The following is a 20,940-nucleotide window of genomic DNA, read 5'->3' as shown; positions in this document are numbered from 1 at the left end:
CCGGAACCGGAGAATTCCCCCGTGGGAATGATCCCGGGAGGTCACGCGTTGTGACTGATGTAACCGACTTCTACCGACGTAAGGATCCAATGACCTCCTCTTCTTCCCTTCCCCAGGACGCGCAGGACGCGCAGAGTGCCACGGAGAACGTCACCGAGAGCCTCACCGAAAGCCTTCGGGCGGACGCCCTGATGGAAGAGGACGTCGCCTGGAGCCACGAGATCGACGGAGCGCGGGACGGCGACCAGCTGGACCGCTCCGACCGTGCCGCGCTGCGGCGTGTGGCGGGACTCTCCACCGAGCTCGAGGACGTCACCGAGGTCGAGTACCGGCAGCTGCGCCTGGAGCGCGTGGTGCTGGTCGGTGTCTGGACCTCGGGCACCGTGCACGACGCGGAGATTTCCCTCGCAGAGCTCGCGGCACTCGCCGAGACGGCCGGAGCCCAGGTGCTCGACGCCGTCTTCCAGCGCCGCGACAAGCCCGACCCGGCCACCTACATCGGTTCCGGCAAGGCACTCGAGCTGCGCGACATCGTTCTCGAAACAGGGGCCGACACCGTCGTGTGCGACGGTGAGCTCAGCCCCGGCCAGCTGATTCACCTCGAAGACGTCGTCAAGGTCAAGGTGGTCGACAGGACCGCCCTGATCCTCGACATCTTCGCGCAGCACGCCAAGTCCCGTGAGGGCAAGGCGCAGGTCTCGCTGGCACAGATGCAGTACATGCTGCCGCGTCTGCGCGGCTGGGGTCAGTCGCTCTCCCGTCAGATGGGCGGCGGCGGTTCCAGCGGCGGTGGCGGCATGGCGACCCGTGGTCCCGGTGAGACCAAGATCGAGACCGACCGGCGACGGATCCGCGAGAAGATGGCGAAGATGCGCCGGGAGATCGCGGAGATGAAGACCGGCCGCGAGATCAAGCGCCAGGAACGCAAGCGCAACAAGGTGCCCTCGGTCGCCATCGCGGGCTACACCAACGCGGGCAAGTCCTCGCTGCTCAACCGGCTGACCGGCGCGGGTGTGCTGGTGGAGAACGCACTGTTCGCCACCCTGGACCCGACCGTGCGCCGGGCCGAGACACCGAGCGGGCGGATCTACACGCTCGCCGACACCGTCGGGTTCGTACGGCATCTGCCGCACCACCTGGTCGAGGCGTTCCGCTCCACCATGGAGGAGGTCGGCGAGTCCGATCTCATCCTGCACGTGGTGGACGGCTCGCACCCGGTGCCGGAGGAGCAGCTCGCCGCGGTGCGCGAGGTGATCCGCGAGGTGGGTGCGCTGGACGTGCCCGAGATCGTGGTGATCAACAAGGCGGACGCGGCCGACCCGCTGGTCCTCCAGCGGCTCCTGCGCAACGAGAAGCACGCGATCGCGGTGTCGGCACGGACCGGCGCCGGTATCGACGAACTGCTCGCGCTCATCGACAGGGAGCTGCCGAGGCCGTCGGTCGAGATCGAGGCGCTCGTGCCGTACACCCAGGGCGGACTCGTCTCCCGCGTGCACGCCGAGGGCGAGGTGATCTCCGAGGAGCACACGGCGGAGGGCACGTTGCTCAAGGCGCGGGTGCACGAGGAGCTTGCTTCGGACCTTGCCGTGTTCGTACCCGCCGTGCACTGACCGCGGATACACAGACGGACGGCCCGCTCCCCTTCGGGGGAGCGGGCCGTCCGTGTCTGTTCTACTGCCCCGCGTACTTCTCGCTGACCGAGTCGTAGACGCCCTTGGCCTCCTTGCCGAGGCGCGGTCCGGCCAGCCAGCCGGCCGTCACCGGGCCGATGGAGGTGTTCGAGACCAGTGCGGGCTTGCCGTCCTGGCCCGTCGCGACCCAGCCGCCACCGGAGGAACCGCCGGTCATCGTGCAGCCGAGGCGGTACATCGTCGGGTCGTCCCTGGTGAGCGAGAGCCGGCCCGGCTTGTCCTTGCACTGGAAGAGCTTCTGGCCGTCGTAGGGCGGAGCGGCCGGGAAGCCGGTGGCCGTCATGTCCGCGATCTTGGGTACGGCCGGGGCGTTGAAGTCGACCGGCAGCGCCGAACCGACCGTCTCCTCCAGGGACTTCCCGGTCGAGCCCTTCTCCGGCGTCACGTGCAGCACGGCGAAGTCGTACGGGGCACCCAGGCCGCCGGCCGAGGCGCCCTGGTCGATCCACTGCTCGGAGGTCTGCGCCCACGAGCCCCACCACACGCCGTACGGGGCGACCTTCTCCTTGGGCGGGTTGTTCCGGAGTTCGTCGGTCGACAGGCCGCTGTTGTTGTACGACGGCACGAAGGCGATGTTGCGGTACCAGCCGCCCTTCTTGCCCGCGTGCACGCAGTGGCCCGCGGTCCACACCATGTTGGACTTGCCGGGGTGCGCCGGGTCCTTCACCACGGTCGCCGAGCAGACCATCGAGCCCTCGGGGCCGTCGAAGAACAGCTTCCCCGACTCGGCGGCGTTGTCGTGGTACGGCGTCTGCACGCCAACGGCCCTGACCGGAGCGGGTGTCGGGTCCGTCACGCCCTCGTCGCCGGAGATGTCGTTGTCGACCGGCTGCTCGGGCGCCTTGTCGGCGTCCCGCATCCGGTCCGGGTCCCAGAGGCCCTCGATGATCGGGTTGATGTAGTCCTTGGCCTCACGCAGCCACTTGTCCTTGTCCCAGTTCTTCCACTCGCCGCCCTTCCACTGGTCGAGGTCGATCCCGTGTTCCTTGAGCCGGTCCTTCAGATCATCCGGAATGGTGATCTTGCCGTCCGACGTCTGGCCCGCGGAACTGCTGCTCGGCTCGGTGCTCGCATCGTCCTCGCTCGGCCCGCAGGCCGTCGCGGTGAGGGCGAGGACGGCGGTGACCGCCGCGGCGGCAAGCACGGGGGAGGGGAAGCGGCGAGCGCTTCCCTCACGGCGTGCGGTGAATCCTGGTCGAATGAGTCGCATCTGGTGATCCCCCTGGGACTTCGTAACCCAACACTTCTGTACTGCACTTCTGCAGCGCTCTGCTTCTGCGCTGTTGTACTTCTGCACTGCTGTACGGCACACGGGCCGGCTCCAACGAGCGGCGGTCCGTGCGCCTTTGCGGGCATGCCACAGTGGCCGGGAGGGTGTCCCGGAGCCACGGCGCGGTCCCCCACTATGCCGGTGCAGCTGTGGACGGCGTGCGGCAGGGCCCTGGTTCCGGCCCGTAAGGATCTTCGGATTTACCCGTGATCCCCCGCGCCCGGCGTCGTTGGTACATACGGGGGACACGGAGACAGCGTTCACCCCCGCAGTCCGTCCTTGCGGAATCGTGCTGACGTGCAACGCAACTGTTACAGCGGGAGGATCAACAGCCGTGGCCGTGACCGAACCAGCTCCGGCACCACCGCTCGCGCCGCACGAGGGCATCCTGCGCCGCCAGGCGCTGCGTGAATCGGCCGCCCGCACCTATGCGCGTTCGCTGCCGATCGTGCCGGTACGGGCGCGCGGACTGACCATCGAGGGAGCGGACGGGCGGCGCTACCTCGACTGCCTGTCCGGAGCCGGGACGCTGGCTCTCGGGCACAATCATCCGGTCGTCCTGGAGGCGATCAAGAAGGTCATCGACTCGGGTGCACCGCTGCATGTGCTTGATCTGGCCACGCCGGTCAAGGACGCCTTCACCACGGAGCTGTTCGCCACCCTGCCACGGGAGTTCGCCGACAACGCCCGGATCCAGTTCTGCGGGCCGGCCGGCACCGACGCGGTCGAGGCGGCGTTCACCCTGGTCCGCGCCGCCACCGGCCGCAGCGGTCTGCTCGCCTTCACCGGCGCGTACCACGGCATGACGGCGGGCGCCCTCGCCGCTTCGGGGGGCGCAGAGGACGTACGGGTGACCCGGCTTCCGTTCCCGCAGGACTACCGCTGCCCCTTCGGTACCGGCGGCGAGCACGGTGCGGAACTTGCCGCGCGCTGGACCGAGAGCGTGCTGGACGACCCCAAGAGCGGAACACCCGCACCGGCGGGCATGATCCTGGAACCGGTCCAGGGCGAAGGCGGCGTCAACCCCGCCCCGGACGGCTGGATGCGCCGGATGCGGGAGATCACCGCAGCCAGGTCCATCCCCCTGATCGCCGACGAGGTCCAGACCGGAGTCGGCCGGACCGGTGCCTTCTGGGCCGTCGAGCACAGCGGCATCGTGCCGGACGTGATGGTGCTGTCCAAGGCCATCGGAGGCTCCCTCCCGCTCGCCGTGATCGTCTACCGCTCCGAGCTCGACACCTGGCAGCCGGGCGCCCACGCCGGTACCTTCCGCGGCAACCAGCTCGCCATGGCCGCCGGCACCGCCACCCTCGCCTATGTGCGGGAGAACCGGCTCGCCGATCGGGCCGCCGCCCTCGGCGCCCGGATGCTGACGAGCCTGCGGTCGCTGGCCTCCCGGCACCCGTGCATCGGCGACGTCCGCGGGCGGGGACTGATGATCGGCGTGGAAATCGTCGACCCCGAGGCCGCCCCGGTGGGCGCGGGCGGCGAGGCACCGCCGGATCCCGTCCTCGCCAGGACCGTCCAGCAGGAGTGCCTGCGCCGCGGGCTCATCGTTGAACTCGGCGGCCGTCACTCCACGGTCGTACGCCTGCTCCCGCCCCTCACGCTCACCGACGAACAGGCGACAGCGGTCGTCGACCGCCTTGCCGACGCCCTGGCAGCTGCCGAACGCTCACCGCACCGACGGACCGCGACCGGGTCGATCCGCTGACCCCGGAAACCATCACAGGAAAGACCGCCGTGAACCCCACCCCCGCGCCCGAGGCCGACGGCCCTCCCTCAAGCCACCACCGGGGAGAGGCCGGGACCCCCGGCCACCTCGCCGTGGAAGCGTCGACCGTGCCGCGCCAGAAGGAGGTGCCGCACGGTCAGTGGCACGCCCACCGGACCGCGACCGCCTGCCCCGCACCGGCACCCGCCCCGCTGGACGACCTCGACCCGCCGGCCCACCCCGATCCACTGGACCATCCCGACCCGCTCCGCGCCGCCGACGTGGCGGGCATCGAGAACCTGCTGCGCTGCTGGGCCCGCGAATGCGACCTGCCCCGCCCGGAGGGGAACACCCTCCGCATCCCGCTCCCCGCGAGCGGCAACGCCCTGCTCGTCCCCGTCCGCCACTGGTCCGCCACCGGTTGGCACCGTTTCGGTCCGCCCCGCCTGGAACAGGCCCCCGAGGATGCCCCGACCGCCGACGCCGTCACCGTCGCCGCCCTCCTGGGCCGCGAGGCCGACCACAACGAGGGCGCCGACATGGTGGCCAGGGTGGCCGACTCGGTGCGGCGGACCGCCGGATTCATCGACGGACAACGGCGCCGGCCCGCCGCGCCCGCCGAGGCGGACCTCTTCCTCACCGCGGAACAGTCACTCCTCCTCGGCCACCCGTTCCACCCCTCGCCCAAGAGCAGGGAAGGCCTCTCCGACGCGGAGTCCCGCCTCTACTCACCCGAGTCGCACGGCTCCTTCCCGCTCCACTGGATGGCCGTCGACCGGTCCGTACTGGCCACCGACTCCGCCTGGACCGACCACGGCCGCCCGGTCCCGGCCGCGGAACTGGTGGCCCGCCACGCCGAGGGCCTGTGCCTCCCCGCGCACACGACACCGATCCCGCTCCACCCCTGGCAGGCCCGTGAACTGGCGACGCGGCCCGAAGTCGCCGCCCTGACCGACTCCGGCCTGCTGCACGACCTGGGCCCGTACGGCGAGCACTGGCACCCCACCTCCTCGGTCCGCACCGTGCAACGGCCCGGCGTCGACCTCATGCTGAAGCTCTCCCTCGGCGTACGCATCACCAACTCCCGCCGGGAGAACCTCCGCAAGGAACTCCACCGCGGCGTGGAGGTCCACCGGCTGCTGCGCAGCGGCCTCGCCCGACAGTGGCACGCGGTCCATCCCGGATTCGACATCGTCCGGGACCCCGCGTGGCTCGCGGTGGACAGCCCCGAGGGCGAACACATCCAGGGCCTCGATGTCATGCTGCGCCACAACCCCTTCGACCGGTACGACGACGCGGTCTGCATCGCCGGGCTCACCGCGCCGCGGCCCTGGCCGGACCGGGCGGGCATGCGGTCCCGCCTGGCCGACATCGTGTGCCGGCTCGGCGCTGCCACCGGCCGGACCACGACCGCCGTCGCCGCCGAGTGGTTCCTGCGCTACCTGGACCGGGTGGTGCAGCCGGTGCTCTGGCTCGACGGCCACGCGGGGGTCGCCCTCGAAGCCCATCAGCAGAACACCCTGGTCCTGCTCGATGCCGAGGGCTGGCCGGTCGGCGGCCGTTACCGCGACAATCAGGGCTACTACTTCCGTGACTCACACCGCGCCTCTCTCGACCGCAGGCTCCCCGGCATCGGATCGGTCAGCGACACCTTCGTCTCCGACGCCGTCACCGACGAACGCTTCGCGTACTACCTCGGCATCAACAACGTGTTCGGACTGATCGGGGCGTTCGGCGCCCAGCAGCTCGCCGACGAGCAGGTGCTCCTCGCCGCCTTCCGGCGCTTCCTGGGATCGGCGACCGCACTGGGATCCCCGCTCCCCGCACAGCTGTTGGAAACCCCCCGCCTGCGCTGCAAGGCCAACATGCTGACGCGCCTGCGCGGCCTCGACGAACTCGTCGGACCGGTGGACACCCAGTCCGTGTACGTCACCATCGCCAACCCCCTGTGCGGCTGAGGAACCCACCCCACCCCACCCCGTGCCGGCCGGGACGCCGACCGTTGAACGTCCCGGCCGGCGTCCCGGCCGACGAACCCGTCCCGTCCCGGACGCCGAGCGCCGAACCTGTCCCGGCCTTGGACGCCGAGCGACGAGAGAGGAGAGCGCCACCGTGCCTCCCGCCGATGCGCCCACCCACCACAGACCCTGCCCCGCTCCCGAGGCCGGGCCGGGTGCCGAGGACACACTGGAGCTGCGGCTCACCGACGAACTGCTCGCGCTCCTGGGGGAGGAGGCCCCCGGGCCCCGGTGCGGACCGCAGGGCGGACCGCGGAACGCCGGTCTGCTCGACCGTCCGGCGGAGTGGAAGCCCGTCACGACCCGGGCCGGAGTGTTCCAGCTCGTCCCCGTGCGCCTGGAACGCGATCTCGCGTTGATCAGCCGCTGGATGAACGACCCCGCCGTCGCGGCCTTCTGGGAACTCGCCGGAGCCGAGACCGTCACCGCCGGGCACCTGACGCCCCAACTCGACGGCGACGGACGCAGCGTGCCTTGTCTGGGCGTGCTCTCGGGTGTCCCGATGAGCTACTGGGAGATCTACCGGGCCGACCTCGACCCCCTGGCCCGTCACTGCGGGGTCCGGCCGCACGACACCGGGATCCATCTCCTCATCGGTGACGCGGACCAGCGGGGCCACGGGATCGGGACCACCCTCCTGCGGGCCGTCTCCGAGCTCGTTCTCGACAACCGCCCCCGGTGCACACGGGTCGTCGCCGAGCCCGACCTGCGCAACACCCCGTCAGTCTCCGCCTTCCTGGGCGCCGGATTCCGCTACTCCGCCGAGGTCGAACTCCCGGACAAGCGGGCCGCGCTGATGGTCCGCGACCGAGCCCACCGTGACCAGCTGTGAACTTTCCGCTGCCCCGCCCGCACCGCTCGAACCCCGCCGGTTCCCTCCCGAGGAGTCCCCGTGCCGAAATATCCCGTGAGCCGTGACGCAGCCCAGTCGCCGGCGCTGCTCAGCACCCCGGAACTGAACCGGGCGGTCTGGGACCGGGCCGCCGCCCGGCTGCTCGCCAAGATGCTCGGCGAATTCGCCTACGAGGAAGTAGTCCAGCCCGTTCCACGAACCGCCGGGGGCGATACGTACACCCTCGTGCTCGACGACGGCGGCAGCCTGAGCTTCACCGCCCGGCGGGGGGTCTACGGCAGCTGGCGCGTCGCCCCCGACTCGATCCGCGAGGCGAGCAGCGCGGCGACGGAGGCGGATGCGACCGCCCGCGCGGTGGACGGCGCGGTGACGGAGGCCGAAGCGACCGCCCGCGCGGTGGACAGCTTGGCGACGGAGGCCGCAGCAACCGCCGGGTCCGGCAGCAAGGCGGGGACAGCGGCGCCGGCGCCGGACCAGGTCGCGGGCAGCGTCCCCTTCCGCGATCCGCTGCTGTTCCTCGCCCGCGCCCGCCGCCTTCTCAGGCTGGACGGTGCCACCCTCGGCCATCTCGTCCGCGAGCTCACCACCACGCTCACCGCCGACGCCCGCCTCGACCACGGCGCACTCGGCGCCGCAGAGCTGGCCGATCTCGACTACGCCGAACTGGAGGGCCACCAGACGGGCCATCCCTGGATCGTCGCCAACAAGGGGCGACTCGGCTTCTCCGCCACCGACGCGGCCCGCTTCACCCCCGAGGCCCGCACACCGGTCACGCTGCCGTGGATCGCCGTCTCCTCCCGGATCGCCGCCTACCGGGGTGTGGGTGCGCTCGCCGACGCCGGTCAGCTCTACGCCCAGGAGCTGGACCCCGCCGTCCGCGCGTCCTTCGCCGCCACGCTGCGCGGCCGGGGCCTGGACCCGGACAGCTACTACTGTCTGCCCGTCCACCCCTGGCAGTGGGACGAGTGGATCGTTCCCCTGTTCGCCCCGGCCATCGCCGCCGGCGACATCGTCCCCCTGCACGCCGACCCGGACCTGCGGCTGCCGCAGCAGTCCATTCGCACCTTCGCCAACCTGGCACGGCCCGACCGGCACACGGTCAAGCTCCCGCTGTCCATCCTCAACACGCTGGTCTGGCGGGGCCTGCCGACCGAACGGACCCTCGCCGCCCCCGCCGTCACCAGCTGGGTGCAGGGGATGCGGGACAACGATCCGTTCCTGCGCGACACCTGCGGCGTCATCCTCCTCGGCGAAGTCGCCTCGGTCACGGTCGAGCATCCGCTCTACGACCACCTCCCGGAGACGCCGTACCAGTTCAAGGAGATCCTCGGAGCGATCTGGCGCGAGCCCCTCCTGCCGCGCCTCGCCCCCGGTGAGCGGGCCCGCACCCTCGCCTCGCTCCTGCACACCGATCCGCAGGGCCGCGCCTTCACCGCCGAGCTGGTCGCCCGCTCCGGGCTGACGCCCACCGCCTGGCTCACCCGGCTCTTCGCCGCCCTGCTCCCGCCGCTGCTGCACTTCCTGTACCGCTACGGCACCGTCTTCTCCCCGCACGGTGAGAACGCCATCGTCGTCTTCGACGACCACGACGTCCCGGTACGCCTGGCGATCAAGGACTTCGTCGACGACGTGAACGTCAGCGCCCGCCCGCTGCCCGAGCACGACACGATGCCGCAGGACGTGCGGAGTGTCCTGCTCACCGAGGAACCCGCCTTCCTCACCCAGTTCATCCACTCCGGTCTCTTCACCGGCGTCTTCCGCTTCCTGTCACCGCTCTGCGAGGAACAGCTCGGTGTCCCGGAGAGCGAATTCTGGTCACTCGTCCGGGCGGAGATCCTGCGCCACCACGCCCGGTTCCCGGAGCTGAAGGAGCGGTTCGAGATGTTCGACATGCTGACGCCCCGCATCGAACGCCTCTGTCTGAACCGCAACCGCCTGCACCTGGACGGCTACCGCGACCGGCCCGAGCGCCCGCACGCCGCAGTCCACGGCACGGTGGCCAATCCGCTCCACCTCTCCGCCTGAGTCCGGGAGTGACCGTTGTTGTCAGCGGCGCCCCGTAGGCTGGTCGGGCTATGACGAAGCCATCCCTCCCCGAGCTCCTGCACGCCGCCGTGACCGCCGTCGGCGGTACGGAGCGACCCGGCCAGGCCTCCATGGCCGATGCCGTCGCCGAGGCGGTCGACGACCACTCCCACCTGCTCGTCCAGGCGGGCACCGGCACGGGCAAATCGCTCGGCTATCTGGTGCCCGCCCTGGCACACGGCGAGCGCGTCGTGGTGGCCACGGCGACCCTGGCGCTCCAGCGCCAGCTCGTGGAGCGCGATCTTCCGCGTACGGTCGACGCCCTGCATCCGCTGCTGCGCCGACGCCCGCAGTTCGCCATGCTCAAGGGCAGGTCGAACTACCTCTGTCTGCACCGCCTCCATGAAGGTGTGCCGCAGGAGGAGGAAGAAGGGCTCTTCGACCAGTTCGAGGCGGCGGCCCCGTCGAGCAAGCTCGGCCAGGACCTGCTGCGCATGCGGGACTGGGCGGACGAGACGGAGACGGGCGACCGGGACGACCTCACCCCCGGTGTCTCGGACCGGGCCTGGGCACAGATCTCCGTCTCCTCCCGCGAGTGCCTGGGCGCCACCAAATGCGCGTACGGGGCCGAGTGCTTCGCCGAGCAGGCCAGGGAGCGGGCCAAGCTCGCCGATGTGGTGGTGACGAACCACGCGCTGCTGGCCATCGACGCCATCGAGGGCGCCCCGGTGCTCCCGAGCCACGAGGTGCTGATCGTCGACGAGGCGCACGAGCTGGTCTCCCGGGTCACCGGAGTGGCCACCGGCGAGCTCACCCCCGGCCAGGTCAACCGCGCGGTGCGCCGTGCGGCGAAGCTGGTCAACGAGAAGGCCGCCGATGCCCTGCAGACGGCTTCGGAGGGCTTCGAACGGGTGATGGAGCTGGCCCTGCCCGGCAGGCTGGAGGAAGTGCCCGAGGACCTCGGGTACGCCCTGATGGCGCTGCGCGACGCCGCTCGTACGGTGATCACCGCGCTCGGTTCCACCCGCGACAAGTCCGTCCAGGACGAGGACGCCGTCCGCAAGCAGGCGATGGCCTCGATCGAGACGATCCACGGCGTGGCCGAGCGCATCACACAGGGCTCCGAGTACGACGTCGTCTGGTACGAGCGTCACGACCGCTTCGGTGCCTCCGTGCGGGTCGCCCCGCTCTCCGTCTCCGGGCTGCTGCGCGAGAAGCTCTTCGCCGACCGTTCCGTGGTCCTCACCTCGGCCACGCTCAAGCTCGGCGGGGACTTCAACGGGGTGGGGGCGTCCCTCGGGCTCTCCCCGGAGGGCACCGCGGGCGATGACGTCCCGCAGTGGAAGGGGCTCGACGTCGGTTCGCCCTTCGACTACCCGAAGCAGGGGATCCTGTACGTCGCCCGGCATCTGGCGACCCCGGGGCGCGAAGGCTCCCGCACGGACATGCTGGACGAGCTCGCCGAGCTGGTGGAGGCCGCCGGCGGGCGCACGCTCGGACTGTTCTCCTCCATGCGGGCGGCCCAGGCCGCCGCCGAGGAGCTGCGGGGCCGGCTGGAGAAGCCGATCCTTCTCCAGGGCGAGGAGACCCTGGGGGAGCTGATCAAGAATTTCGCGGCCGATCCGGAGACCTGCCTCTTCGGCACGCTCTCGCTCTGGCAGGGCGTCGACGTCCCCGGTGCGAGCTGCCAGTTGGTGATCATGGACCGGATTCCGTTCCCGCGGCCCGACGATCCGCTGATGAGCGCTCGGCAGAAGGCGGTCGAGGAGGCCGGGGGCAATGGCTTCATGGCCGTGGCCGCCACGCATGCGGCCCTGCTGATGGCCCAGGGAGCCGGCCGGCTCGTCCGAGCCACCGGGGACAAGGGCGTCGTCGCGGTGCTCGACCCGCGCCTGGCCAATGCCCGGTACGGCAGCTATCTGCGGGCCTCGCTCCCCGACTTCTGGTACACGACCGACCCGAACCAGGCACGCCGCTCGCTCGCCGCGATCGACGCGGCGGCCAAGGCCGACGCGAATTAGTCCCGCGCAGGACGCGAGGAAACGGCCGGGGCCCCTGGTATCCGCTGTACGGATACCAGGGGCCCCGGCCGACCGAGCGGGGCTTCACACCCGCCGGAGCACCGCCACGACCTTGCCGAGGATCGTCGCCTCGTCGCCGGGGATCGGCTGGTACGCGGAGTTGTGCGGGAGCAGCCACACATGGCCGTCCTCGCGCTTGAACCGCTTGACCGTGGCCTCGCCGTCCAGCATGGCGGCCACGATGTCGCCGTTCTCCGCCACGGGCTGGCGTCGTACGGTGACCCAGTCCCCGTCACAGATCGCCGCTTCGATCATCGAGTCACCGACAACCTTCAGCACGAAGAGCTCTCCGTCCCCGACCAGCTGGCGGGGGAGGGGGAACACGTCCTCGACCGATTCCTCGGCGAGGATCGGCCCACCGGCCGCGATCCGGCCGACCAACGGCACGTACGATGCCGCGGGCTTGCCGGTGGTGTCCGTGGGCTGTGTGCTCGGCTGGTCCGAACCGCGCACCTCGTACGCCCGGGGGCGATGGGGGTCGCGGCGCAGGAAGCCCTTGCGCTCCAGGGCCATCAGCTGATGTGCGACGGAGGACGTGCTGGAAAGGCCCACCGCCTGACCGATCTCCCGCATCGACGGGGGGTAACCCCGCCGTTGTACGGAGTCCCGGATGACCTCGATCACTCGCCGCTGCCGGTCCGTGAGCCCCGAGCTGTCCGCCCGGATTCCAGGAGGTCGTCCGGGCAGCGAGCGCGCTGGGCGCGCGGGCTCCGGCCCCTCCGTGTTCGTGACTGAGTCATTCATGGCATGCACCGGCTCGAGTCGGCTCTGGGAGCGGTCCTGGGCAGTGATGATGGCACTGTCTGCGGTGGTGGTCACGTCGGCCCCTCTCGAATGGTCTCCCTAGCTGGACAACGGTAGTAGCTTTCGAAAGGTTGCGCCAAACACACGTTCGAGTGAAAAACGAATAAAAGTCTGTCGAGTGTTCAAGGTCGGGTGTATGGGCTGGGAGGGACGCTCCGCCGTCGGGCCGGCCCTTGGGCTTCCCCGTGCGGACCGACCGGCAATTCGGACTATTACGGTAGCGGCCGCGCTCGCGGCGCCGGTGCGCGGGGTGGACCCGTGTCCGCGTGTGCGCCCCCGGGTGCGGTCCGTGGGTGCCCGCCCCGCAATCGGTGGCGCCGCCCGCTTCCCGTACCCTCGTGGTCGGCCGTACGCTGCCTTCCGGCCGCCCGGGGCGCGCGACACGCGACAGGGCCAAATGCGCGGCCAAACCCAAGATCTAGTGGTTGGATTGTCACGACCGCCCAGAGGTTGTGGTCCCCGTCCATCGGGGGTGCGGTCATCGCCTATGCTTGAGACCGCTTCGAGGGCCCCTCACCGGGCCTGAAGAGGCTATTCAGTCGTGCTGTGAAGGAGGGTTGGGAGCCATGCACTGCCCCTTCTGCAGGCACCCCGACAGCCGGGTCGTCGACAGTCGCACCACCGACGACGGGACCTCGATCCGCCGACGTCGGCAGTGTCCCGACTGCTCCCGCCGTTTCACGACGGTGGAGACCTGCTCGCTCATGGTGGTCAAGCGCAGCGGTGTCACCGAGCCCTTCAGCCGCACCAAGGTCATCTCCGGCGTACGCAAGGCGTGCCAGGGAAGGCCGGTCACCGAGGACGCCCTCGCCAAACTCGGCCAGCGGGTCGAGGAAGCGGTGCGCGCCACCGGCAGCGCCGAGCTGACCACTCACGACGTGGGTCTGGCCATCCTCGGCCCCCTGCAGGAGCTCGACCTCGTCGCGTACCTGCGGTTCGCGTCCGTATACCGGGCGTTCGACAGCCTCGAAGACTTCGAGGCCGCCATCGTGGAACTCCGCGAGCGACGGCCTCCCGTACAAGGATGCGGGACCGGCGAGACCCTTGAGGTTCCCGTTCCCGCCGTCGCCGCCGACTGAGCGGCACTCGTCGGCCCCACTGATCCGAAGATCGGCTGCGGGCCGGCACCTGGACCTGCTCCGGATGACGCATGACGGCGTCCGAAGTATCAGACACACACTGTGCCGGGGAAGTTCTCGGCACTTCAGGGCGTTTTTGCCCACATATGGGAGGCGGCATGACAGAGACGGCGAGCGGCCCGGCACGAGGTTCCCGCAACAAGGGAGCCAAGTCGACTGCGACCAAGCAGGGCCTGCGTATCGAGCGCATCCACACCACTCCCGGCGTGCATCCGTACGACGAGGTGGCGTGGGAGCGCCGTGACGTCGTCATGACCAACTGGCGCGACGGCTCGATCAACTTCGAGCAGCGTGGCGTCGAGTTCCCCGACTTCTGGTCGGTGAACGCGGTCAACATCGTCACCAGCAAGTACTTCCGTGGGGCTGTCGGCACCCCTCAGCGCGAGACCGGTCTGCGACAGCTGATCGACCGGATCGTGAAGACGTACCGGAAGGCCGGCGAGGACTACAACTACTTCGCCTCTCCCGCGGACGCCGAGATCTTCGAGCACGAGCTGGCGTACGCCCTCCTGCACCAGATCTTCAGCTTCAACTCGCCGGTCTGGTTCAACGTCGGCACTCCCCAGCCGCAGCAGGTCTCCGCCTGCTTCATCCTGGCCGTCGACGACTCCATGGAGTCGATCCTCGACTGGTACAAGGAAGAGGGGATGATCTTCAAGGGCGGCTCCGGTGCCGGCCTGAACCTCTCCCGTATCCGCTCCTCCAAGGAGCTCCTCTCCTCCGGCGGCAACGCCTCGGGACCGGTCTCCTTCATGCGGGGCGCCGACGCGTCCGCCGGAACGATCAAGTCCGGTGGCGCCACCCGCCGCGCGGCCAAGATGGTCATTCTCGACGTCGACCACCCCGACATCGAGAACTTCATCGAGACCAAGGTGAAGGAGGAGGAGAAGATCCGCGCCCTGCGTGACGCGGGCTTCGACATGGACCTGGGCGGCGACGACATCACGTCCGTCCAGTACCAGAACGCCAACAACTCGGTCCGCGTGAACGACGAGTTCATGAAGGCCGTCGAGTCCGGCGGTAAGTTCGGGCTGCGCGCCCGGATGACCGGCGACGTCATCGAAGAGGTCGAGGCCAAGTCCCTCTTCCGCAAGATGGCCGAGGCCGCCTGGGCCTGCGCCGACCCGGGCATCCAGTACGACGACACCATCAACGCCTGGCACACCTGCCCGGAGTCCGGCCGGATCAACGGCTCGAACCCGTGCAGCGAGTACATGCACCTGGACAACACCTCGTGCAACCTCGCCTCGCTGAACCTGATGAAGTTCCTCAAGGACGACGGCCTGGGCAACCAGTCCTTCGAGTCCGAGCGCTTCGCCAAGGTCGTCGAGCTGGTCATCACCGCGATGGACATCTCCATCTGCTTCGCGGACTTCCCCACCGAGAAGATCGGTGAGAACACCCGCGCCTTCCGTCAGCTGGGCATCGGTTACGCCAACCTCGGCGCCCTGCTGATGGCGACCGGCCACGCGTACGACAGCGACGGCGGCCGCGCGCTCGCCGGTGCCATCACCTCGCTGATGACCGGCACCTCGTACAAGCGCTCCGCCGAGCTGGCCGCGGTCGTCGGCCCGTACGACGGCTACGCCCGCAACGCCGAGCCGCACCAGCGCGTGATGAAGCAGCACGCCGACGCCAACGCGGTGGCCGTGCACGCCGACGACCTGGACAACCCCGTCTGGGCCGCCGCGACGGAGGCCTGGCAGGACGTCATCCGCCTCGGCGCGAAGAACGGTTTCCGTAACGCGCAGGCCTCGGTCATCGCGCCCACCGGCACCATCGGTCTCGCGATGTCCTGCGACACCACCGGCCTCGAGCCCGACCTCGCCCTGGTCAAGTTCAAGAAGCTGGTCGGCGGCGGCTCGATGCAGATCGTCAACGGCACCGTCCCGCAGGCCCTGCGCCGCCTGGGTTACCAGGAGGAGCAGATCGAGGCGGTCGTCGCCCACATCGCCGAGAACGGCAACGTGATCGACGCCCCCGGCCTGAAGACCGAGCACTACGAGGTCTTCGACTGCGCGATGGGCGAGCGTTCCATCTCCGCGATGGGCCACGTCCGGATGATGGCGGCCATCCAGCCGTGGATCTCCGGTGCGCTCTCCAAGACGGTGAACCTGCCGGAGACGGCCACCGTCGAGGACGTCGAAGAGGTCTACTTCGAGGCGTGGAAGATGGGCGTCAAGGCGCTCGCGATCTACCGCGACAACTGCAAGGTCGGCCAGCCCCTCTCCGCGAAGACCAAGGAGAAGGAGAAGGAGGCCGTCACGGCCAAGGCCGAGGACACCATCCGTACCGCGGTCGAGAAGGTCGTCGAGTACCGCCCGGTCCGCAAGCGTCTGCCCAAGGGCCGGCCCGGCATCACCACCTCCTTCACGGTGGGCGGCGCCGAGGGTTACATGACCGCCAACTCCTACCCGGACGACGGTCTCGGCGAGGTCTTCCTGAAGATGTCCAAGCAGGGCTCGACCCTCGCGGGCATGATGGACGCCTTCTCCATCGCCGTCTCGGTGGGCCTGCAGTACGGCGTTCCGCTGGAGACGTACGTCTCGAAGTTCACCAACATGCGCTTCGAGCCGGCCGGCATGACGGACGACCCGGACGTGCGGATGGCGCAGTCGATCGTCGACTACATCTTCCGCCGCCTGGCGCTGGACTTCCTGCCCTTCGAGACCCGCTCGGCACTCGGTATCCACTCCGCCGAGGAGCGTCAGCGCCACCTCGACACCGGCTCCTACGAGCCGACGTTCGAGGAGGAGCAGCTGGAGGCCGAGAGCCTGGCCCAGTCGGCCCCGGTGCGGCAGCCGGAGCCGCTGAAGGCCGTGGCCCCGGTGCAGGAGGCCGGCACGCCGGCTCCGAAGACGGCGCACACCTCGGCCGAACTGGTCGAGATGCAGCTCGGCATCAGTGCCGACGCGCCGCTCTGCTTCTCCTGCGGTACGAAGATGCAGCGCGCCGGTTCCTGCTACATCTGCGAGGGCTGCGGCTCGACCAGCGGTTGCAGCTGACCGAACCGGATGCCCCGAGAGGGGCTACGGCCTTGCCGAAGGGGGCGGGCAGGACTCCGATCGTGGAGTTCCTGCCCGCCCCCTTCGCTTGTCCGCCCGGCGCGTCACGCTCCGGGCGGACGGCTTCCCATGGCCGCGGCGAACGAGTCGGCGTCCCCGTCGAATCCGCGCACCGTGTCGTGGAAGTTCCAGACCCCGGAGGAGTCCCTCACGAACTCGGCGATGACGGCCGCAGTCGCCGCACCGACCGCCGAGAAGTCGTCCTCGGACAGGACGGTGTAACCCTCACGGATCTGCACGGCGGTGTTCTCTATCGCCCCGAACGCCTTGTGGCCGTCGCGCTGCTGAATGGCGACACCGACCACGACCCGGGAGTACGCCTCCGAGAGCCGGTCCAGCTCCAGCGTCATGACCTCGTCGTACCCCAGGCCCTGACCGGTCCTGCTGTCGCGGTTGAGTGTGATGGTGCCGTCGGGCGCGCGGCTGTCGAAGTGCACGAGATACGCGGGGCTGCCGTACGGCTCCTCGGCCGGATAGGTCGCCGCGATGATGTCGAGGTCGTTGGCGGGCTCGCCGTGCGGGCTGGGATCCCACTTGACCCTGACCTCGATCTTCTCGATGTCCTTGTTGGGAGTGCTCATCGGACTTCGCTCCTTCGCGCGGGGCCGTCGGTCCGGTTCTATCACCCGATCATGTCCGTAACGGCCGCTGGAACCAACCGGCTTGGGGGTGAGGGGCGTAATCGCGCCACCGTGGGGGACCCGGTGTCTCAATGCGGGATCCGGCGCGGCGGGCGGCCGCGCACCTCGTCCCGGAACGCCTCGATCGCGCTGCTGACCTGACGCATGAGGTGGGTGTGCTCGATGCGGTCCAGATAGAGGCAGTTGCGGGCGATTCCCTCCAGTTCGAAGGCGAAGTACAGCGACATCAGTGGATTGATGAACAGCTCGCTGTTGCTGGTGCGCGAGGTGAACCTGACGTCTCCGAACTCTCCCCGGACCGCCGCGGCGATCGATCCGTTGACGATGCTCGGATGATCGGGTGTGTGCTCCTGGGCATGGGCCACCGCGTCGAGGAACAGCGCGCCCTCGCGGGTCGTACGGGGCACGGAGAACGCGCCCAGGTACGCGCCGTCGCGTTCGAGCGCGGCGATGTTCTCCAGGACGAGTCCGTGGCTCACGCCGTGGTAGGCGTCGACGCCGAAGCCGATGGAGACGACCAGCCGGTCCGGTCCTTCGATCGCGGAGAGCGCCGCGACGCTGGTCAGGTCCTCCTCCGGGGTCCCCAGGCCGGATTCGTCGCCCCTCATCAGGATGTCGGTACCCCCGTCGACGAGAACGACCGCGTCGATGTCGTACCGCTCGATCAGCGCACGGTAGGCGTCGCGCAGCGGCTGCACGCCCGTACGGGACAGGGCGTGGACGCGGCCCGGGTAGCCGTGCAGGGTGAGCCACTGCGCGAGGGTCCGCTCCGGGAAGTACGGCTGGTGGAGGGAGGTTTCGGGGGTGATGACGGCGAGGTCGGGGGCGAGCCAGGAGTCGAGGGGGAGCCCTTCGAGCGCACTGAAGGACAGATTGGCGAACTGCACCTGTTTGTTCCGGTGGATCAGGGAGAGCGCGAGGGGGAGCCCGGCGTAGATGTCGAAGCCTCCGCCCGCACCGGCGACGAGGATCCGTTCTGCCGAATCGAGGCGTTCGAACAGCGGGTTGGCATGCAGCGAGGTCATGGCGATCATTGTGTGATCGGCCATGACCGGTTCTGATGCACTCCGACAGAGCGTGACCCACGCCACGTCCGTCACCCGTACGATGATGCAGTGCTGGTCAAGTGGATTCGCTGCAATGTGGGTGACCGTCGCGGTTTCGAGCGGGAGCAGCGGAAGTGGGCGGGGCTACTGGGTGAGCCGGGGTTCAGGGGTCAGGGCGGTGGCTGGAGCCGCAGCCGGCCGGAGGTCGCCCATGTCTTCGCGTTCTGGGAGAACAGGGTCTTCTACGACTCGTTCATGGCGCGCGGCCATGACGCCCTGGCTGCCGCGCAGGCCGGTACGTGCAACGACATCCAGGTCAAGTTGTTCGAGTACCGCTTCGACGTGAAGACCGGCTTCGAACCCCACTTCACCGACGCGGATGTGGTCAGGGTCGCGCACAGCAGGGTCCATGAGGACCGGGTGGAGCACTTTGCGCTGATGCAGCAGCGCGTGTGGAATCCCGCGATGGCCGGATCACCCGGGATGCTGCGCGGCGTCTTCGGCGAGGCGCCCGGACACGAGTTTCTGGTTCTGTCGATGTGGCAGTCGAGCGCCGAGCGCGGCAAGTACCGGCCGGGGAGCGTGGACCGGCTCTCGCAGCGGGCGCAGACCGAGGACGACGTGGTCTCGCTGGCCGGCGATGTCGTCCAGCTCGAACCGGCCTGGACCGTGTGACCCGGCCGGGGCGACCGCGATTTCCTCGGCGACATGCACGGTCGAGTTCCGGACAACTGCTCGAACGGCGGCGACTCGATCTAGGGTCGGTACATGGCAAGACCGCAACGCATTGTCCTCGTCAGGCACGGCGAGTCCGAGGGCAATGCCGATGACACCGTGTACGAGCGCGAGCCCGACCACGCACTGAGGCTCACCCCGGCCGGGCTGCGGCAGTCCCGTGAGACGGGGGTGCGGCTGCGCGAGCTCTTCGACGGGGAGCGGGTGAGTGTGTACGTCTCGCCCTATCGCCGTACGCACGAGACGTTCCGGTCCCTCGGGCTGGATCTCGAAAGCGTCCGGGTGCGCGAGGAGCCCCGGCTGCGCGAGCAGGACTGGGGGAACTGGCAGGACCGGAACGACGTCCGCCTCCAGAAGGCGTACCGGGACGCCTATGGGCACTTCTTCTACCGCTTCGCGCAGGGCGAGTCGGGTGCGGACGTGTACGACCGGGTGGGTGCGTTCCTGGAGAGCCTGTACCGGAGCTTCGAGGACCCCGACCACCCGCAGAACGTCCTGCTGGTCACGCACGGACTGACGATGCGGCTGTTCTGCATGCGCTGGTTCCACTGGTCCGTGGCCGAATTCGAATCGCTGTCCAATCCCGGCAACGGGGAATCCCGGACGCTGGTACTCGGCAAGGACGGCCGTTACACGCTGGACAGGCCGTTCGAGCGCTGGCGTACCCCTGAGCCGTACGGCATCACCGGATAGAGTGGAGGCGATGACCGAATCCGCTTCCGACCAGCGCTTCGAACGCGCCCTTGCCAGCCTGCGTGGCCTCTCCGTGGGAGACGCCCTGGGCTCCCAGTTCTTTGTGCCCGCCAACTATCCGCTCCTGAAGGACCGAGCCCTGCCCCCCGGGCCCTGGCAGTGGACCGACGACACCGAGATGGCCGCCTCGGTGCTGGCTGTGCTGGGGCAGCACGGCCGTATCGACCAGGACGCCCTCGCCCACTCCTTCGCAGTGCACCACGACTTCGACCGGGGATACGGCCCCGCCGTGAACCGCCTGCTCAGGCTGGTCCGGGAGGGTGGCGACTGGCGCGAGCTGGCCTCCTCGCTCTTCCAGGGCCAGGGCTCGTGGGGCAACGGCTCGTCGATGCGCATCGCGCCGCTCGGCGCCTGGTACGCGGACGATCCCGAGCAGGCCACGCACCAGGCCGAGATCTCCTCGTACACCACGCACCAGCACCGGGAGGCCGTCGTCGGTGCGATGGCGGTCGCGGCGGCCGCCTCGCTGGCGGCCTCGCCCACCGGACCACCGAGCCCGACGGATCTTCTGGACGGCGTGATCGCGCTCGTGCCGCGCAGCGCGGTCGGCGCCGGACTGCGCAGGGCCCGTGACATGCTGGACTACAAGGACGCGGGCACGGTCGCCGCCGTCCTCGGCAACGGGCGCCGTACCAGTGCGCACGACACCGTCCCCTTCGCTCTCTGGTCCGCGGCGCGCAGCCTCGGCGACTTCGAGCAGGCCTTCTGGGTGACCGCACAGGCAGGCGGTGACGTCGACACGACGTGCGCGATCGTCGGCGGAGTGGTCGCGGCAGGCACGGCGGGGGCGCCGCCGGCGCAGTGGACGGCACAGACGGAAGAGCTGCCCGCCTGGATGTCGCGGTAAGCAGCCTTCGACTGCCGACTGCCGACTGTCACGGAACTGCCACAGCATTACTCCGTACGGGTGACGTCCGTCACGGGGGGTTACTCTTTCGGCCACGCCGCCCGCAGTGATCATCATGACGGGTGTGCACCGAATGAGACGCCGGGGGGCCGCGCTGGCCAGGGCTCGCGTGAGCGGACCTCGGTGGGGAGGGGTCCCGTGTCAGATCACACGTCAGAATCACCCCGGCCGGAGCGTGCGCCCGGAGCATCGGGGGCG

The 20,940-nt window shown here is 69.8% G+C and carries 15 protein-coding genes; 11 read left to right on the top strand and 4 right to left on the bottom strand.

The features are described from left to right. Positions 1 to 89 precede the first annotated feature (89 nt). Entirely contained in the window at positions 90 to 1,610 is a 1,521-nt protein-coding gene (hflX, locus tag OG912_RS06110; RefSeq protein WP_326739264.1) for a GTPase HflX, read from the top strand. 61 nt (positions 1,611 to 1,671) lie between these two features. On the opposite strand, the gene OG912_RS06105 is transcribed toward hflX, so the two are convergent. Then, positions 1,672 to 2,901, bottom strand: a complete 1,230-nt coding sequence (locus OG912_RS06105; RefSeq protein WP_326739265.1) for a trypsin-like serine peptidase — start codon at positions 2,899 to 2,901, stop codon at positions 1,672 to 1,674. Between the two features lie 394 nt (positions 2,902 to 3,295). Here OG912_RS06105 and OG912_RS06100 point away from each other — a divergent pair, with 394 nt between their 5' ends. From OG912_RS06100 to OG912_RS06080, 5 genes are all read left to right on the top strand, one after another. Beyond that, entirely contained in the window at positions 3,296 to 4,675 is a 1,380-nt protein-coding gene (locus OG912_RS06100; RefSeq protein WP_327708519.1) for a diaminobutyrate--2-oxoglutarate transaminase family protein, read from the top strand. A 29-nt stretch (positions 4,676 to 4,704) separates the two neighbouring features. Beyond that, positions 4,705 to 6,633 carry an IucA/IucC family protein gene (locus OG912_RS06095; RefSeq protein WP_327708518.1) on the top strand — a complete coding sequence of 643 codons (1,929 nt, stop codon included), beginning with the start codon at positions 4,705 to 4,707 and terminating at the stop codon, positions 6,631 to 6,633. A 154-nt stretch (positions 6,634 to 6,787) separates the two neighbouring features. After that, positions 6,788 to 7,525 carry a GNAT family N-acetyltransferase gene (locus tag OG912_RS06090; RefSeq protein ID WP_327708517.1) on the top strand — a complete coding sequence of 246 codons (738 nt, stop codon included), beginning with the start codon at positions 6,788 to 6,790 and terminating at the stop codon, positions 7,523 to 7,525. A 60-nt stretch (positions 7,526 to 7,585) separates the two neighbouring features. Further along, complete coding sequence (locus tag OG912_RS06085) at positions 7,586 to 9,571, top strand: IucA/IucC family protein (protein ID WP_327708516.1); 1,986 nt, start codon at positions 7,586 to 7,588, stop codon at positions 9,569 to 9,571. 50 nt (positions 9,572 to 9,621) lie between these two features. After that, the gene (locus OG912_RS06080) at positions 9,622 to 11,592 is read left to right on the top strand and encodes an ATP-dependent DNA helicase (RefSeq protein ID WP_327708515.1); all 1,971 of its coding nucleotides are present in this window, start codon (positions 9,622 to 9,624) and stop codon (positions 11,590 to 11,592) included. An 84-nt stretch (positions 11,593 to 11,676) separates the two neighbouring features. Here the strand turns inward: OG912_RS06080 and lexA are convergent, their stop codons facing one another. Continuing rightward, positions 11,677 to 12,471, bottom strand: coding sequence for a transcriptional repressor LexA (gene lexA / locus OG912_RS06075; protein ID WP_219573501.1), 795 nt, complete (start codon positions 12,469 to 12,471; stop codon positions 11,677 to 11,679). A 551-nt stretch (positions 12,472 to 13,022) separates the two neighbouring features. Between lexA and nrdR the strand changes: the two genes are divergently transcribed. Together nrdR and OG912_RS06065 are read left to right on the top strand one after the other, a co-directional pair. Further along, the gene (gene nrdR, locus OG912_RS06070; protein ID WP_148021323.1) at positions 13,023 to 13,535 is read left to right on the top strand and encodes a transcriptional regulator NrdR; all 513 of its coding nucleotides are present in this window, start codon (positions 13,023 to 13,025) and stop codon (positions 13,533 to 13,535) included. A 158-nt stretch (positions 13,536 to 13,693) separates the two neighbouring features. Beyond that, complete coding sequence (locus tag OG912_RS06065) at positions 13,694 to 16,600, top strand: vitamin B12-dependent ribonucleotide reductase (protein WP_326739271.1); 2,907 nt, start codon at positions 13,694 to 13,696, stop codon at positions 16,598 to 16,600. A gap of 104 nt (positions 16,601 to 16,704) precedes the next feature. Here OG912_RS06065 and OG912_RS06060 read toward each other — a convergent pair whose 3' ends face one another. Next, positions 16,705 to 17,241: a TerD family protein gene (locus OG912_RS06060; protein WP_327708514.1), complete on the bottom strand. Its 537-nt coding sequence runs from the start codon at positions 17,239 to 17,241 to the stop codon at positions 16,705 to 16,707. A 128-nt stretch (positions 17,242 to 17,369) separates the two neighbouring features. After that, entirely contained in the window at positions 17,370 to 18,326 is a 957-nt protein-coding gene (locus tag OG912_RS06055) for a DUF1152 domain-containing protein (RefSeq protein ID WP_327708513.1), read from the bottom strand. Positions 18,327 to 18,416: 90 nt separating this feature from the next. On the opposite strand from OG912_RS06055, the gene OG912_RS06050 reads away from it, so the two are divergent. From OG912_RS06050 to OG912_RS06040, 3 genes are all read left to right on the top strand, one after another. After that, positions 18,417 to 19,022 (top strand): YdbC family protein, encoded by a 606-nt coding sequence (locus OG912_RS06050; RefSeq protein ID WP_327708512.1) that lies wholly within the window; start codon positions 18,417 to 18,419, stop codon positions 19,020 to 19,022. Between the two features lie 93 nt (positions 19,023 to 19,115). Beyond that, the gene (locus OG912_RS06045) at positions 19,116 to 19,775 is read left to right on the top strand and encodes a histidine phosphatase family protein (protein WP_327708511.1); all 660 of its coding nucleotides are present in this window, start codon (positions 19,116 to 19,118) and stop codon (positions 19,773 to 19,775) included. A gap of 10 nt (positions 19,776 to 19,785) precedes the next feature. Further along, entirely contained in the window at positions 19,786 to 20,682 is an 897-nt protein-coding gene (locus tag OG912_RS06040) for an ADP-ribosylglycohydrolase family protein (RefSeq protein ID WP_327708510.1), read from the top strand. Positions 20,683 to 20,940: the final 258 nt, after the last annotated feature.

The organism is Streptomyces sp. NBC_00464 (assembly GCF_036013915.1).
Taxonomy (GTDB): domain Bacteria; phylum Actinomycetota; class Actinomycetes; order Streptomycetales; family Streptomycetaceae; genus Streptomyces.
Note: the sequence above shows the minus strand (reverse complement) of the source record. Positions and strands in the feature narration are given on the sequence as shown.

Coding starts and splice junctions, on each gene's coding strand:
- hflX (WP_326739264.1), top strand. CDS start 90: ATGACCTCCTCTTCTTCCCTTCCCCAGGACGCGCAGGACGCGCAGAGT.
- OG912_RS06105 (WP_326739265.1), bottom strand. CDS start 2,901: ATGCGACTCATTCGACCAGGATTCACCGCACGCCGTGAGGGAAGCGCT.
- OG912_RS06080 (WP_327708515.1), top strand. CDS start 9,622: ATGACGAAGCCATCCCTCCCCGAGCTCCTGCACGCCGCCGTGACCGCC.
- nrdR (WP_148021323.1), top strand. CDS start 13,023: ATGCACTGCCCCTTCTGCAGGCACCCCGACAGCCGGGTCGTCGACAGT.
- OG912_RS06065 (WP_326739271.1), top strand. CDS start 13,694: ATGACAGAGACGGCGAGCGGCCCGGCACGAGGTTCCCGCAACAAGGGA.
- OG912_RS06060 (WP_327708514.1), bottom strand. CDS start 17,241: ATGAGCACTCCCAACAAGGACATCGAGAAGATCGAGGTCAGGGTCAAG.
- OG912_RS06055 (WP_327708513.1), bottom strand. CDS start 18,326: ATGACCTCGCTGCATGCCAACCCGCTGTTCGAACGCCTCGATTCGGCA.
- OG912_RS06045 (WP_327708511.1), top strand. CDS start 19,116: ATGGCAAGACCGCAACGCATTGTCCTCGTCAGGCACGGCGAGTCCGAG.
- OG912_RS06040 (WP_327708510.1), top strand. CDS start 19,786: ATGACCGAATCCGCTTCCGACCAGCGCTTCGAACGCGCCCTTGCCAGC.